Genomic DNA, 16,250 nt, shown 5'->3' on the forward strand with positions numbered 1-16,250 from the left:
TTTATTATTACTTCTCCATCATCCCGGTTTGCTCCCACTCGATAATCTGGTTTATAGTTTTGCCAATGTCGATTCGCATTCTGCCATTAAAAGGATGATCTGAGAGTACGATGATGTAAAAAACCAGTGCGATAAAGGCGCCAATTAATCCGTTTATGATAATGTGCAGTGTTTTGTTTTCGATATTCATTAAATAAGCAAACAACATGATGATAAAACCGCCAAGCCAAAGCGGTACCCAGATATAAAAATCAATTTCGGAATCGACGGCCAGACTTCTTAAATTTCTGTACGTTCCCAAGTCATTAAGCTGTTTGAACATCGCTTCTATCCTTTCATTTCTATAAGTTACGGTGTCCCGCATCTGCTCCAGCGTTTTGTAAAAAGTATTAAATGATTTAACCGTTTTAGTATATCGATAATCTATGTATTCCGGAGATTCTTTTCCTTTGTTATTTAGCAATGAATCTTCTGTAATGACATTTTTTAAATAAAACATATAAGACTCTGTTAGTTTTTTCTTTTGCAAAAGTGCTTCCTGATTATTATCTGCGGGATAAAATTTAATATCTCGGTAAAGTCCTTTACACAAACTTGCTTCCATGTCTGCGTTTTGCTGGGCATCATCGTACTGGTCCCAAACCAGAAAAACGACAAATGCCAGTATTAACCCGTACAATCCGCCCGTCATTGCAAAACCATTTGCAATACCTTCGTTGTGCGATTTGCCAATTCCCAGTTTACTGTATTTCCGTACCAGATAAGTTCCCACTATTCCTGCTCCGGAAAATAACAGTATAAATAATGTGAGCATTAACAATGGATTCATTTTAAGCAATAAGTTTATTATGCCCATATTCTTATGGTTTAAATTTTATAATTATTTACTGGACTATTTTTCCTTCTTTACCAAATTCTCTCCTAATACTGCTTATAATATCTTTGTTTGTAACCTTGTTATCTCCTCGTTTTATAGCTGTAAGCGATACATATCTCAGTACGTTTATTATGGCGCCGCCTGCCAGTTCAAATTTTTGGGCAATTTCATCGAGATTGACATCGCTATCCAGAATAATATTTTCGGCGAAAGCTTTTTCCCATAGTTTCTTTCGCTGTAAAGCGCTTGGTATAGGAAAATGAATCATCGATTGAAAACGTCGGCTGAAGGCTTCATCCAGATTGGCTTTAAGGTTGGTTGCCAAAATAACAACTCCCGGAAAATCTTCGATACGCTGCAGTAAATACGATACTTCCTGATTCGCATATCGGTCATTTGAACTGCTGGTTTGGGTGCGTTTGCCAAAAAGTGCATCGGCTTCATCAAAAAACAAAATCCAGTTTTTATGCTCGGCCTGATCAAAAATATTGGAGAGGTTTTTCTCGGTTTCACCAATAAATTTAGACACCACCATAGATAAATCAATTCGGTAAACATCTAATTCCGTTGATTTTCCTAATAACGAAGCTGTCATGGTTTTTCCTGTTCCGGGCGGACCATAAAATAAAGATCTATAACCTGGTTTAATCTTTTTATGCAAACCCCATTCGTTTAGTAATTTTGGTCCGTAAATTATCCAGTCTTCAATTTCCTTAACTTCTGTCAGCGTGCTTTGTTCGATAACCAAATCTTCCCATACGGCCTGAGTTGTAATGAGTTTAGCCGGAAAATTGGCATTAAAATCTGGTTTATGCGAAGTTCCTTTTGTAAAGTAACTCAAATACTCCAAGGACAGCGTCAGCGCTCCGCTTAAAAAAGGTTCGTTTGCAGGACTGGGTTCAAGACTTAAAATATTAAACCTTTTAAATTTATGATGATCCGAGAATAACTCCGAAATTCTAAAACGTTTCTCAAGATTATTAGCTGCCAATACAAAAACTGCTGTTTCTCCTGTTGGTATAAAACCACCAAAATTCTGGCCTTTTAAACCGCCAAATTCTGTAAAACCTTTATCGTAAGCTGCATTTTTTATCAGGAAAACATCCAGCAATTTGGGCTGTATGTGCACTGCTAAGGCGAGCAATAAAATAATGCGTTCTGAAAAACTAATTTTATAATAGTTTAAAATTCCGGCGTATGGAGAATTATTTTTGGATAAATCAGGAGAAGGTATTTCTCTAATGCTGTTATAATCGCACTCCTCGTTCCAATATAATCTCATACTTACATTGATTATTTCTTCTAACCATTGCAATTCTGCAGTAAGTGTCTCTGCGTTTTGTTTTAAGATATCTAGCTCCATTCTACAAATATTGGTTCAGTCATCCATGAATTTTTAATAAAACTTAATCCCCAAGGAAGCGTTTGAAGCAATACATCAAAAGCTTTGTTTTCTACCACTAATGTCCAGCCTTCGCTCGATAAACATAAAGAACCGCTGCGCTGCAAAAAACTTTCCTGAAGTCCGGCAATCGAAGTATTCTTTAATTTTTCCCATTGCTGTGTTACTACATAAAGAAGTTCATTTGCCGTGTCCATTTCTAATTCGGTTAAAACAACGCCCAATGTTAAAGCTTCCTGATACTCTATACCGCATAAAATTTTATTAAGCAGTAAAGCATGTTCAGGAGTTGCCTGCTCATAATTAACCAGATATTGCAATAAATGCGGCGCTCTAAATTTGGCTTCATCATTAACAAATTCACCATTTTTTACTAAACCGGTACGATCAAACAAAGTACTCAAAAACGGATGTACTAAGACCAATCCGGCATTTTCTATGTATATCTTCTCCCCTTCTTTTAATTTTATGTTTTCATCTTGATAGATTATTTCTGATTCGGTTTTCTTTTCTTCGGTTATCGATGTATATTCTTCAAAATCAAGCTTCTTTAAAACCTCATCTTTAACATTGTACAGGATTTCATGTTTGTATTTATCCTGAGTAAGATAAGCTTGTGTATCTTTTTGCATAACTGTTATCCTATTTTCTAATGAAATATTGTTAAGCTGTTTTATCGCATCAGAAACTTTTATAAGCTGTTGGTAAAGGTGTTTTATATCCCAGTTTTTTTTATAATTTAAAAATGCTAAAAACCTATAAAAGAACATATTATTATTTTCTGCATTTTTTTGTGATGCCCAGTAAAAGCTAAATTCTCTAAAATACAATAACAGTTTTTCGCGTTCAAAAGAATCTTTAACGGCTAAATTCAGGATATAAATATGACTGGTGATGAGGTCCTGTAAGGTGTTATCTGCCAATGATTTTATCATCGCAGTAAATTCTGCGCCTTTGTAAATAGCGGCATAATGCGAAGTTGTATTCGCTAATTGCAGGACTTGTTTGTGCAATTGCTGCTTTGAAAGATCACTGCTCTGCTGTTTAATAAAATGGATAATTTCGTTTAGGTTTGTAAAGGCCTGATCTTGTTTCCAGATTTGTTTTATATAAACTAAAAAATCCTTCTCTTCGTATTCGCTAAGCAGATTTGCAATGTTTCGTCCCTGCTGATTACTTTGTTTTGAGAAGTTCGTATGCAGCGTCATTTTGGCTGCTGCCGATGCATTATCCTGACGCATAAGGTTATGCAGCAAATTCTGGTCTTTTTCGAAAATTACAATGACCAATCTCTCTATGATTTTTGCCATTACAGATTGATCGTCAATCTTTATATCATTTGGTAATTTGTTGTGAAGCAGATAGTATTTTAGAATATCATAAGCCTTGTCTATCAGGGTAGTCAATGACATTTTGAGCATATCGTTTGATTTCGTCAACAGCTTAAATTCATCGTATGAAAGTTGTTCGTTTCTTTCTAAATCACCGCCTGTAAGCAATGCATTTCTATCCAGAAACAAAACTGATTCATAAACTTCTAAAAGGTTTCTTTTCTGCTTAGCAGCGTCACTTATATGACTTTTTAGATGGGGTAATTTGTTTTCTTTAAATTGTATTGCGAAGAATTTCTCTAGTGTATGTTCTGATGTTCCTGTTTCGCTTTTCAGATAGTTTATTAAAATTGCATAAAAAAGCGGTACATCGAAGGAATTGAATTGTAATTGATGATACGTTTCCAATATTGACTTTAGCAAAAGACTACGTAAACGGTCTGTTGAAATACTCATTTCTGACATTTCTCCTAATCGCTGCAACTCGTTCCATATTTTTAAAACGCTTTCGTTCTCGGGAAGCACATTCAAAAGCTGTAATACCGATTTTGAGACGGCATTCAGAATTTCCTGCTTTTTAAAACCTAGTTGAACAGCTTGCTTCACAACCAATAAAGCAAGGGTTGGTTCTGCAATTACCAGTTCCTGAAATAATGCGGCTATAGTTGCTGCTTTTTGTTCTTTTGCCCACCAAGGTATAGTGCCTTGTGTGAACCAAAACAGAAATAGATCTTGTAATACAAGATTATCGGTATCTGTTTTATCTATTTGCTCTTTTGTACTTTTTTTTGTGTCTTTATGAACCGCTTCATGTTCTGATAGAAAGTTTTCTACATCAAGTTTGTTTATGGTGCTGTTTCGTATTTCGCCCAGAATTTCGGTAAAAATAAAAAACAGCGAAGACTGATCTTTTACAATTGCCTGAGCTTCTGCCATACCTTGCGCCATTAACAGCAACAACGTCTGGTAATCGATATTGTAATGCTGTGCCAGCTTTTTGATATTATTTTCTACAAACATTTTAGCACTAAACAAACTGCCATGCGAGGTAAAGAGAAAGGAAAAAATGAATTTTAGGATTGCTTTTTTTAATTCTTTCTCATTGGTTTTAATAACATTTTTTTTGTTCTGAATTTTTACCGTAGTTCTGTAATAGTTTATGATAAAATCAGAATTGGCAGGTTCCATAATGCGAATGATGTCTAACAAAGCTGTTTCTGGCGCAATAAGCATTAAGCGTTCTGTAAATTGCGTTATGTTTTGCTGTTTTCTAAATACATGAATAAATTCCTCCGGATGTTTTTTGATCATGGTATCTAACAGCAAACTGATTTTTTGAGGCGTATAATAACCATATTCTACAGGCAATGATCCAAAGAAGAAATAATAATGAAGGGCTTCAAAATGATTTTTTGTCACTTCTTTTTCTAAATAAACCTCAACATTTAAAGATTCGTTTGTTTCTAAACCTGTTTTGGTTTCTTCTCTAAGTTCTTTTATAAACAGCGTAAAATTTTTATCTGACGGAATTAAATCAGGATGGGTCTCAATAGCATCTGATAATAATTTTAATATACTCTCGTACGATACATTAAAATGAGATGCCATTTGAGTCAGCGTTCTTTTTACAAAAAGCCTGCGTTCAAAATGCCCGCCCATATCTACTAACAAATAGGTTAGAATAAAATACCATAAAGCTTGTCCAAATACTTTTTCCTGCGTTTTAATAATTTGTTTCTGCTTCTGGATCTTCACTACGTTATCGAAGTATCGGCTGATAAAATTGACTTGCAGCGGTATGATAAGTTTGATGACTTTTATAATTATTTCATCATTAAATTGCTGCGACAATCGCTTTCTTACCTGCTCCTCTACTCCGGTTTTTAAAAGCAAATCTTTTAGCTGTTCCGGGTTTTCGCTAAACAATTTTAAAAAAGTTTTATCGGGTTTTGTAAACACATCGCCACTCGCCCACCACGGCAGTGCGCCATTACTCAGGAAAAAATGCAGTAACTCGATACAGCTTACCAGAAAATCCTGAGTGTTTTCCGGTTTTTCATCTGTATTATTGATGCTGTGCAGTGTAGCATAATCAAATAAGGCTTTTTCTAATGCCTGCTCGTACAGCTCAGCAAATTCATCATCGGTAAACGGATAGGTCAATGTACCGATGTTTAATTCTAACTGGTCTATCTTAATAAAATGATGAGCATTTACGGTATTATCTAAAAGTGTGTTGGTAATGTCTCCTAATTTAGTTTTAAAAAGTCTGCTGAATTGTGCAAACACATCTTGTGTGGCAGATTTATCAAAAAATTCTACCTCAACAACCTGCTGTTGTATGATGTGTTTCTGGGTTTTCATTTAAAATTTCAGTCTTTTATTTTTGCTTTTATTTTTGTTTTTTGATGTCCGTTTCCCGAAGCCACTTTGTTAAGGCTTCACATGATTCTAATCTTGCTTCAGGGTCTGCATTGGTTTTAATTGCTTCCAGCCAGTCGAAATAAAGCGTTTCAAACTTTTGCATTCTCGAAATACCCAGCCATTTAAAATTTAAGGTTAAATAACCCGGTGCAATGGCTTTTATTAAATCCTCGGTAAACATTTTAAATTCCTTATCCTGAAAACGGGCTGGCCATGCCGGTAAAACAATAGTAGCTTTCAGGCTGTAAAAATTTTCATTAACAATCTCTCTGCCTGATAGTTTTGTATTAAGTTCAATACGAGGATATCTAAAGATTTTGTTTTCTTGCATTTTATGAATTTCGGCGATAATCTTTTTTAGATTCGGATCTAAATCTTGTTTTCTTTTGCTGAATACTGCTGTGTTTACAATACTAAAATGATGGTCGCTTGTAAATTTAACTTTGAAATCAAAATCGTTTCCAGGCGTTTTTTTTCCTAAGTTCAGTACTGCGGTTTTTAGTTTTGTCAAACGGTTTTCTCTTTCTTCAAAAGTGGTCCATTCGTCGTTTTTAAAAAGTATGCTGTCTTCACTTTCATAATAGCTGAACCCGAAATTATGCTGATCCAACTTAGGGCGCATTAATAAATGTTCTACCAAATGAAATCCTTCTGATTCTACACTTAGTTTCTTCAGAGATTCTATTACTTCATTCAGGGCATTAATGGCCTTACTTTTTATTTGATAACTGCCAATTACCTGCCATTTTTCTTCTGGGGTTATGATATCTTTTTGCGGCGGTTTGTATATAATGATGTATTTACCGTCTTTGGGAATTATTTTATAGTTCTCCCTCAGGATTCCAAATTCTAATACCGAGATTGTCTGCGAATTGAATATATAGGATTGATCTATAGTATCTGCCTCTAAGTTTTCGCCCAGTTCTATATTTTCTGCTGAATTGGTTATTACGGCAAGATTTTCATCATTAAATTCGATAATATCTATTTCCTGTTCTTCCTGAACTGCAGGCGCTGGTTTTACCGGTGTAATGGTATACTTTTTTTCTGTATTATTAAAAGTATCTGTCAGCCTTCGGCGCATCAGGCTTTCTTTTCTCGATTTAAACTTTGTCAGGCTTGGATATTCCAGGTGATTAATGTTGAGATATATTGATATTTTATACTCAAAACCAGACATCAGGTTTATTTGAGAGGAATAATCGTAGCCTTTTATTTTACCTTGGTCTATATGGAGTAAATGGTTTAAAACGTTTGCTTTCCATTGCAGCACAAATGTATCGCGCTCTAAACTGCTTCCTCCAATATAACTATTAAAATACTGCAGTATAGGATATATACTTAGCTTGCGATTAAAGCGTCCAAGCAAATGGTCTAATATTTTATTCTTTCTATCGGTATAGATTTCAGGAGTTTCTACAGCGCTTAGTAATGCTTTCATATAACCATTATCTTCGTCGCTTTGAAAATTTTCCCATTTCATTTCATTTACAAACGAAGCGCGATTATCGCCATTTTGATTGTATTCTTTTAATATATAGCGAATATCCGGAACGTTATAGAGATCTTGGGTATAATATGATTTTTGATTGCTTGTACTTAAATCTGTAGAATAGAGATTGCCAAGATTGGCTAACTGCGCCGAATAATTGGCAAGTATTTGTTCAAAGAAAAGCAAATAAGCTTTGAGTTGTTTTGCCGCTGCTTTGCGTTCTTTAGTTTCCGACTTAGATAATCCATTTTCTCTTAAGCCATAAACGGTAGGAAAATAGTTTTGTATCGAATAATAGGTTCCTACATCTTTGTAAGTACCTGCTTTTATGTTACGCTCTTGTTTCTTACCTGCAGAATCTTTTCGGACTTGCGTTTTTAATGGTTCTCTATGATCATACAATTCTAAAAAAAGCGCTTCGTTGATGGGAATACGGTAATCATCTGAATATAATTTTACATTTTTCAGAAAAGTATCTTTATCTAAAGAGGCAAAATGATCTTTCTTTAATTTAAACGGAAAACTATCTGTTTTTTCTACTTTATCAGCGTCATTGAGTGCTGTTTCTTCAGTATCAAAATGGTCTATATTCTCTATTGTTAAATTTTGAATATAGCTTACGCCATCTAATACCGTAATAGTATTCGTAACATCTATAGGATCTATTTCTGTTGCAATTGGTTTTAGCTCTCTTTCTAACAGTATTCCGTTGTTTAATAACGGGCCATCGTAAATTTGCTCTATGGTATAGCCCATATCCAGCAATTCGGATTTAGAATAAAATCGGATTTTGGGGTTTAACAGAGATTCTATCTTATTGTAAATTCTAAGCAGTATTTCCTCCGGAACTGAGGTGTATTTGATACTTATATTGGCATGAATTGCTATTTTCTGACATTTCAGGATAACAATATCTCCCATTATATCTTCGCAGATATTCCGTTTAGAAAGTGTTAGTTTTCTAATTTTTTCTTTAAACTCCTCCTCTGCTTCTTTATCTGTAACAAACTGATTAGTTATAGTTTCATTGGCTCTAACTACAATTCTATACAATCCTTTTATGTAATGATTGCTGTGTACAGACAGAATTGGATTGAACATGATGTTGTTTACTTCTTTGACTTTGTCTAAAATAATTTTTCTAAAGTCATTAACCGTTACAGGATTACAGGTCAGGATATGTTCTTTCTCAAAAAAAGAGTGCTGGTTTCTGTTTATGAGCCCTCTTGTATTGGTTAAAATATCTTCGGTACTTAATTTTGTTTTATAATGCAGATCAGTTAATGCAAAACACAACTGCTCTAACAGGGTAATTCCCGGATCATGAATATTATAGTCTGTCCATAGATGTCCTGTCAGCCTTTGGACTAAATCAATTGCCTGTTTTAAAATGACTTCAAAATCAGCTGCAGGATCTATGTTTTTATTTATAAACCGAGGTTCAATCATATTGTTAAGTATTCTATATTCTATCGTCGTAATTAAGTTCTCTTATTCTGGCTTTCCTTATCAACAAAACCATCTTGTTTCTTTGGATAATAGCAATTTAAGGGTACAAAAAGTTCATCGTCCCAAAGTTCACATATCGTATAGTAAATCATGGCTCCGGAACCAAAATTAGAGTTAGAACGCATTTGCAATTTGAAATTATGTGTAGTACCGTGCCAGCGTAAATTCAGTTTATTCCAAATCGACCAAAATGATCCGTAATACGCTCGGGTTTTTCTAATCTTAGATCGCGATTTTCCAAATGTGCTCAACGCTGTTGCATGCATCATAGAAAATTTTCCGGAATATTTTATTCCTGCGCGGGCTACGATTTCAAAAGCCTGGCAATTATCTAATTCCGGAGTTATATCGTGCCATTCTCCATTGGCCGGAATTTCTTTTTTTGTGTTGTAGGTTCCTGTTCTTCCTTTAGAAGCGGTGAAACCATTTACATCCAGTTTAAAATTGTTTTTACTTTTATTTCCTATTCCTAAACTTCCGTCGTTATGAAAGAAAAATGTTTTTTCTTCTTCTGTTGCTGCAGATTTGACAGTATCAGAACGGAATTTTAGACTTGGTTTGTCCAGTAAATCCTTTTCTACAAAGAAAAAAGGTTCTAAACGATCAATATTTTTGTAAAAAGTAATTAATCTGGATGATGTCCCTAAAGAGGTTATGCTATACCCGTTTTCCTCATCTTTAGATATTCCGTCATCATGTTGAATAATTACAGAATCTATCAGCGATTTAAAATGAGTTTCGTTAGGAATTCTTCCATTTCTAAAATATTCTATTAACTCCGCTCTTCCGTGTAATTTTTTTATCTCGTTGTCGGCCATGTCGTTTAAATGTTAGGATTAATAATAAAATTAAAAAGTTCATCGTCGTCGTCATACTCAGAATCTGAAGCATCGCTGCTTGGTATTCTTATGCCCGGATCTTCTTCTATTAAAAGTTCTTCGCCTACTATGTAATCTGCAATACCCAGCTGAACCGCCGTTTTATGAATGGGTTTATCGAGTACCTTTAGCACATGAAATTCTGAGGGCACAAATACCGAAGCTGGAGAAGAACATTCAATGTATTTGATATCTCCCAAGGCACTATCTGTCATTTTTGAAACCAGAATATCATCTGATGATTGTCTTTCTTTATAAAAATGAATCAGCGAAAATCCGGTAACATACTCAATATAAGGACGTGTTTTAATGAACAGTAATAAATCTGATTTGTAGATACGATCTCCTATTTTGAAATCATCATATTTATCATAAAGCCACGGTGCTATATAATTATTTATATCTTTGGTTAGTTTTCGCAGATAATTTCCGGAGTCTTCTTTGGCTTTATCTGTTAAAACAACTTCGCAGATTACTTTTACTCTTTCATAAATAGGGTTTCCAACTTCTATTGTTATAAATGGAGAAATGAGTTTGTCGAGAAATGATTTTACATCAAAAAGCGTTAATAAACTTACTCTGGGAACATCTTTAAAGGGATGATTGTTTCGGGATTCTTTAGGAATTAATACTAAATGTAAATTGGTTCCTTCTACAATTTCATAACCTTCTATTTCTGTATTAAAACTTTTTACCATCATAATTTCCGGGAAATTTTCTAATACAACTTGTTCAATATCTCTGTTTTGAACTGGTCTTTGTTTGTGTCTTAATCTTTCGCTTACTCTTGTATAGAACTTATCGGTACTTTCCGGCGCTTCTCCGTTAATAGAGCTGAACAACTGCCATAAAGCACTAACACCTTTTATTGTTTTTTCGAATCCTTTAATGGAATAAGGCGGAATAGAAAGTCCTTTTTTAGTATGATTTTCGGGTAAATATTTTCGTGTCGCTACAACGCCGTTACATGCAATTCCTAATAAATTGGGTTTCGTTGCAACGCCATTATAAGTTGTGGCTTTGATCCAAAACAAATCCGGATTCATTATTGTATTTCCTGATGGAATACTGGAAGGAGCAAAAAGCCTGATAATGCCTGAGCCCATAAAATCATTGGTAGTATCAAAAATAATGTCTTTGTCTGAAAAGGGAATCCAGGTATTGTTTTTAAGATAACTCCATATTAATTCTGTTTTTTCTAAGGTATAATGAAAACTGGAATCTTCGAACTTAAACAAAAGATTCAATTCTGATTTAGGTTCTACATCTTTTAAACCAATGCATAAGTTGTCGTAATCTAAAAACTCAGGCATAAATTTAGTCTGCTTTTTATACTTATTAGGATAGATGTAATCATACCCAAACGGATAATCATGAATAAGCTGTATTTTACAGTTTTCGCGATTTGCAGCTCCATCAAGAATTTCTGAATACTCAAGCGAATAATCTATCGCTATCGATTTTATAATGGGAATAATAGGCTGATTGGGCAAAGCTTGTTTTAATACTTTTTTTTTAGCCTGACTCATAACAGCTTCGGGAAAAATTTTAGTAAATACTTCTTGTCCAAATGTTTCTTCGGGAGAAGAAAGTTCTAACCTTAAAGTTCCGTCTACAGCAAATGGATTATTACTATCTGAAGGCACCAGCGATGGTTCATTAATAAAATCCAGTTTACTGAAATCTATTTTATCTATTACCGTAAAATCACTTAAAAAACCATTATTGTTAATGCTGAACAATTCTTTTCGCTGCTCATTCTTGGTATTTAAGTATAAGTTTTGTGTTTTTAAAGCTTTAAGATTAACGGCGAAAGAGTTGTTTCTAAAAGGCTCCGGATATTCTTTATAATAGGTTTCAAAACCTCCGTATTCTCTGGGTAAATTCAACCAGCTGATATTTATAGAGAAATCAGTTAAGTATCGATTAAAAACATTGGTATTCTTGATATCCAGAAACGAACCCAAGATAGGCTGCGGCCCAAATATCTGAAACGGACTTGTAGGACTTACTAAACCAATACTGTTTTGCAAGAGTAAAGAACGGAATCCTTTTGCTTCGCTTTTAATCGTAATACGTTCTATTATGATGTCCTGCAAAAAGCTGTACGCATAATGTTTGCTGAAATTATTCAGCCCTATACGGACTATTGGAAACTTAGAATCAAAATTAAGATTGTGAATTCCCTTATTGTAATTATCAATAGGTTCTTCTATAGCTTTCAATTTCAAAATAATTTCAATTGCTTCTTCTCCGCCTGGTGCTGGATCAAATTTTACAAAATATTTCTTTATGTTTTCCCAGCCTTTTGTTGAAGTGTAGGTTATAACAAATGCGCTTGATAAAAGTTCATAAATAATCGTTTCGATCGTTTTTGCCCCTTTTTCAGATTCATCTGTTTTATAACCATAATGATATTTATTTTCATTTATAGTATCTGTATACGAAGAAAAGTAATCCCGTACTGCTTCAAAACTTTTAGGTTCTAATTTGATTTTTATACTGATGGTTCTTTCTCCTTCCGGCAAATACAAAAGTGGCGATGCAATGAATATTCCTAAATTAGCATTATCCATTGTTCGCATATTGCCCAGTTTTCCCTGCTGATCTTCGCCAAGACAAGGCCATGAAATATAATTGTCTTTGTTTTTTTGATAATCAGCTACCGAAAAAACTTTTGGAGAAGCCTGATAAACCTGATTTTCAATTATATTGTCTATTTCAATATTCTTGGAAGCGACTTGTGCAAACTGACTGACAAAAATAGTTTTGGTCTCGGCTATTGTGGCAGCCGATAAAGTAATTGGATTATTTAACTCGTAAATTATAGGCTGTTCTTCATTCGGAATTTCTGCAATTAATAATTCCGATGGTGAAATTTCTAATCGCTTTATTCCTATTTCCGGTTCAATAATTATATTGAGCTGATCTCTATGTCCTTTTTTGGGTTTTAATTCTAAAACATCTTTATAATAATACTCCAGATGCCTGCGGTTAAAGTCATTAATTTTTACTTGTGCCGATTTATACAAATCCAAAAAACTTATTAATAAAGCGATCTGCGGTAAAAATTGAGCTTCTGCTATACTCTTTCTAGAAATATATGATTTTGATGCTCTTACCAAATCGTTAAATTTTGCAATAACAGATTCAAATAAGGCAGATAAATAACGAATAGATCCCGTTATTTTTTCTTTATTAGAACTCTCCAATAGTATTTCTAAACCAACGTCCTCTTTTTTTTTATGTCCTGATAACTTTGGAGACGGATCAGGATTTTTAAAGCTGATAAATACTAAAGAAGCTTCTTCGCAATAATTTTTTAATTTACCTGATTCATCATTTGTTGGCTCAATATTCATTAATACTTCTCCTATATCATTAGGCAGAGGCAAAGCATTTAATAAGTAATGCAGCTTTGATAATTGAGCAATTACATCAAATAAGTAATCAATTAATTTAGTCAATTTATCTAATCGTTCAGAAAGCAGATTACTATGGCTGTCGTGTTCAATTGCTTTTTTCAGGGTGCTGAACTGACCGCTGATATCTACCACATTTATTCTGCTGATTAATAATGCGGCGAGATAAGGATCGTTATACAGGAAATCTTCCCACGTTCCGTCTATCTCATTTGTTTGTGCATTATAATAATTAAACTGAGGTGCTATTTTATGAATATAACTGATCATTTCCGGAATATCCCTTGAATCAATTTTAAAATAATCAGGCATCAAAGTGTCAAGCATGCGCTGTGCCTGGCTAAGCCCTTGATTTGATGTCATGAATATTTCGGTGCTCATATTTAGTATTATAAATTAGTTCCCTCAAGCAGATAAAAGGGAAATACGATATTGTGTCTTGTGTTTGTTATAATGATTTTATAATTGACTTCTATATGCAGTACTCCGTCTAACTCGTTACGGGTGACTACTTTGGCATCAATAAAATCTACACGGGCTTCAAAATTTAAAATGGCCTTGCTAATGGTATTGTTTAAACCTGTAACAAAAGAGGCATCATGACGCTCGAACATAAATTTTCTGAGATTACAGCCATATTCAGGTCTCATTAATCTTTCGCCGGGATCTGTACTCAATAAAATGCGGAGACTTTCTGCAATATCTGTCTCATCTGATACCAATGTCACATTTTTGGTTTCTTTGCTAAACGAAGGGGGAAATTTCCATCCTGTTCCTAAAAATGATTTTAGTTCCATTCTTTACCCTCCTATCAAAACCGTGGGCATACCCAGTACAATTGAACCTCCGTGTGCTGTTGTATCGCCCATTCTGGCGGCAGGCATTCCACAGATAAGTACAGTAGAAGAACCTTTTACAATACTATCCGGCGGTCCTACACAAACGAGCATATCGCCTACTCGTGCAGCAGGCAGAGACCCTATTAAAACGGTTGGTGCACCGGCTACAATTGGGCCGCCTACATGTGGTATTGGCGGTAATCCAGGTGTTACCATTGGACAAGTGTGCATATCTGTTATTCGTGCGGCTGGGGCTCCCATATCTTTATATTTTAAATTAGTTTATCATTACTATTGCGCCTTTTACTGTCGTTTGTCCGCTGGCAGATATTTCTGCCGTAGCAGCTCCTTTAGCAACAAACCCTATACTGGCGTTATTGTTTATATTTAGACCCGTAGTTTTTACATCCATTTTAGCTTCAACCTCTACATTTTGTACTGCTGTTAAAGAAATTTTTCCTTTCGCATCCAGCACAATGTCCTTAAAGCTTTTAATAGAAATACCATTGGAGTCCATTGTAATCGAATTGGTATGCTGGTCTTTAATTTCTATAGATTTGGCATCATCACTAAAGGTGATATAGTTTCCTGCCGGTGTTTCTAATTTGAGTATCTTTTTCTCATCATCAAAAGTCATTTTAAGCTGACTTTTTGTGATAATTGTTTTGATGTAATTGTTATTATCTGCTGCTGTCGCTGCTGCTGCTTTGGAAGTACTGTATAATGATCCCAGAATAACTGGATAACGCGGGTCGTTTTCTAAAAATCCGATGATAACTTCATCTCCAACTTCTGGCAAAAAACCTGCTCCTGCAGTATTTGTAGCATGAAAATTGGCCATTCTCGCCCATATTCCGTCTTGATTTTCGGCATTGCTGGGTAATGTGATCAAAATGCGAAATTGAGAATCCGGATCGCCAAATATTTTTTTTACTGTCGCGGTTTGTAAACCATTAATGGGCGGCAGCTGACCTGAGGCATTAGGATAAGAGAAATTTTTATTCTCGTAAGCAAACTTCTCATCAAGTCCAAATTTTACTTTGGTAGTCCAGGTTCCGCTTTCTAAAACATGGTTGACCATCGTTACGTATGCATTTCCGTTAAAACGATCTCCTACTCCTGCTAATTCGATTATAGTATTGGGTTTTACTGTTCCATTGCCTATAAAACTTACCATTCCTCTTAAGGCGGCTAATCTTATTTTTAATAAACTGGCATTTCCCCAAACGGTTAAATCTTCATTTGTAAGCGGTGTATTTGAAGTCAGTTTTAACTCTTTTTGATTCAGTTTACCTGATAATGTTTTAGCACTCAAATTGCCTTGCTCGTTTAGAACAGGCTCAGCAGCACTCGATACTAATAGACTTTGCTGTTTAATATCCCAGCTGCTTACTTGTAAAGAGGTTGGCTGTTTTTCTGCAGATAATTCGGCATCAAATGAAAGTATAGATTCTCCGAAACCAATTCGTAATACGGCAGTTCCGTCTACTTTTGGTTTTCCAATTGTGATAGCATCACCATCTAATGAAATAACAAAACCATTAAAATCAGCACGTGCCAGTATAAAATCCCAATCTGTTGCCAGTTTTTGAAACATGGCTTCAGAAACTGGTGTAGTCGCATCAATTGTGGCACTTAAACCATAATTTCCGGCAATAACATTCATAATACCACTATCGGTTTTACTCGTAAATTGTGCTTCCATTTTATTGTAACACATGGTAACTGCTTTGTGCTTGCAAGTAATAATTAAGGCAAAAGGTTCTCCATCATTAATACGAATGGCTTGTTTTACAATTACACCTTTAAAAATGGACGTTTCGGCATCAGATCCATAACCTGCTGTAATTTCAATCGTATTTCCGGGAATCAAATCAGCACTGTCGCTGATAGGAAAATCAGTAGACTCTACTGTTCCATCAATAAGACAAATTTCGGCGTATGATATTCTGTTTAATTCATGCGTAATATTTACAGATTCTACAGGGTATGAATCTTTTATAGGGCTTCCATTTGCTTTAATCGTCAACCTTAAAGTAGGATCAGAAATATCTAATGGTGATTTTGCTGGCATTT

The 16,250-nt window shown here is 34.7% G+C and carries 9 protein-coding genes; all 9 read right to left on the reverse strand.

What is annotated here, in order from left to right; genetic code table 11:
• Positions 1-7: 7 nt before the first annotated feature.
• Genes AC1RRQ_RS11265 through vgrG form a run of 9 tightly spaced genes read right to left on the reverse strand, consistent with a single transcriptional unit; the run spans position 8 to position 16,248 of the window.
• On the reverse strand, positions 8-856 hold the full coding sequence (locus tag AC1RRQ_RS11265; RefSeq protein WP_493023121.1) for a bestrophin-like domain: 849 nt from the start codon (positions 854-856) through the stop codon (positions 8-10).
• A gap of 28 nt (positions 857-884) precedes the next feature.
• Positions 885-2,240 carry an ATP-binding protein gene (locus AC1RRQ_RS11270; protein WP_493023122.1) on the reverse strand — a complete coding sequence of 452 codons (1,356 nt, stop codon included), beginning with the start codon at positions 2,238-2,240 and terminating at the stop codon, positions 885-887.
• Positions 2,231-5,974 carry a contractile injection system tape measure protein gene (locus tag AC1RRQ_RS11275; protein WP_493023123.1) on the reverse strand — a complete coding sequence of 1,248 codons (3,744 nt, stop codon included), beginning with the start codon at positions 5,972-5,974 and terminating at the stop codon, positions 2,231-2,233. The genes AC1RRQ_RS11270 and AC1RRQ_RS11275 overlap by 10 nt, the downstream gene beginning before the upstream one ends.
• 28 nt (positions 5,975-6,002) lie before the next feature.
• A complete protein-coding gene (locus tag AC1RRQ_RS11280) occupies positions 6,003-8,975 on the reverse strand; it encodes a baseplate wedge protein (protein WP_493023124.1) in 2,973 nt (990 codons plus the stop codon).
• A gap of 32 nt (positions 8,976-9,007) precedes the next feature.
• Complete coding sequence (locus AC1RRQ_RS11285) at positions 9,008-9,853, reverse strand: hypothetical protein (RefSeq protein ID WP_493023125.1); 846 nt, start codon at positions 9,851-9,853, stop codon at positions 9,008-9,010.
• A 5-nt stretch (positions 9,854-9,858) separates the two neighbouring features.
• Positions 9,859-13,716, reverse strand: a complete 3,858-nt coding sequence (locus AC1RRQ_RS11290; RefSeq protein WP_493023126.1) for a baseplate J/gp47 family protein — start codon at positions 13,714-13,716, stop codon at positions 9,859-9,861.
• An 8-nt stretch (positions 13,717-13,724) separates the two neighbouring features.
• Positions 13,725-14,132: a GPW/gp25 family protein gene (locus tag AC1RRQ_RS11295; protein WP_493023127.1), complete on the reverse strand. Its 408-nt coding sequence runs from the start codon at positions 14,130-14,132 to the stop codon at positions 13,725-13,727.
• 3 nt (positions 14,133-14,135) lie between these two features.
• On the reverse strand, positions 14,136-14,435 hold the full coding sequence (locus tag AC1RRQ_RS11300) for a PAAR domain-containing protein (protein WP_493023128.1): 300 nt from the start codon (positions 14,433-14,435) through the stop codon (positions 14,136-14,138).
• Between the two features lie 16 nt (positions 14,436-14,451).
• Entirely contained in the window at positions 14,452-16,248 is a 1,797-nt protein-coding gene (gene vgrG / locus AC1RRQ_RS11305) for a type VI secretion system tip protein VgrG (RefSeq protein WP_493023129.1), read from the reverse strand.
• Between the last annotated feature and the right edge of the window lie 2 nt (positions 16,249-16,250).

The organism is Flavobacterium sp. GW821-FHT12A05, assembly GCF_058807735.1.

Bases quoted from the DNA above. Each gene is read 5' to 3' on its own strand.
- AC1RRQ_RS11265 (WP_493023121.1), bottom strand. From the start codon at position 856: ATGGGCATAATAAACTTATTGCTTAAAATGAATCCATTGTTAATGCTC.
- AC1RRQ_RS11270 (WP_493023122.1), bottom strand. From the start codon at position 2,240: ATGGAGCTAGATATCTTAAAACAAAACGCAGAGACACTTACTGCAGAA.
- AC1RRQ_RS11275 (WP_493023123.1), bottom strand. From the start codon at position 5,974: ATGAAAACCCAGAAACACATCATACAACAGCAGGTTGTTGAGGTAGAA.
- AC1RRQ_RS11280 (WP_493023124.1), bottom strand. From the start codon at position 8,975: ATGATTGAACCTCGGTTTATAAATAAAAACATAGATCCTGCAGCTGAT.
- AC1RRQ_RS11285 (WP_493023125.1), bottom strand. From the start codon at position 9,853: ATGGCCGACAACGAGATAAAAAAATTACACGGAAGAGCGGAGTTAATA.
- AC1RRQ_RS11290 (WP_493023126.1), bottom strand. From the start codon at position 13,716: ATGAGCACCGAAATATTCATGACATCAAATCAAGGGCTTAGCCAGGCA.
- AC1RRQ_RS11295 (WP_493023127.1), bottom strand. From the start codon at position 14,132: ATGGAACTAAAATCATTTTTAGGAACAGGATGGAAATTTCCCCCTTCG.
- AC1RRQ_RS11300 (WP_493023128.1), bottom strand. From the start codon at position 14,435: ATGGGAGCCCCAGCCGCACGAATAACAGATATGCACACTTGTCCAATG.
- vgrG (WP_493023129.1), bottom strand. From the start codon at position 16,248: ATGCCAGCAAAATCACCATTAGATATTTCTGATCCTACTTTAAGGTTG.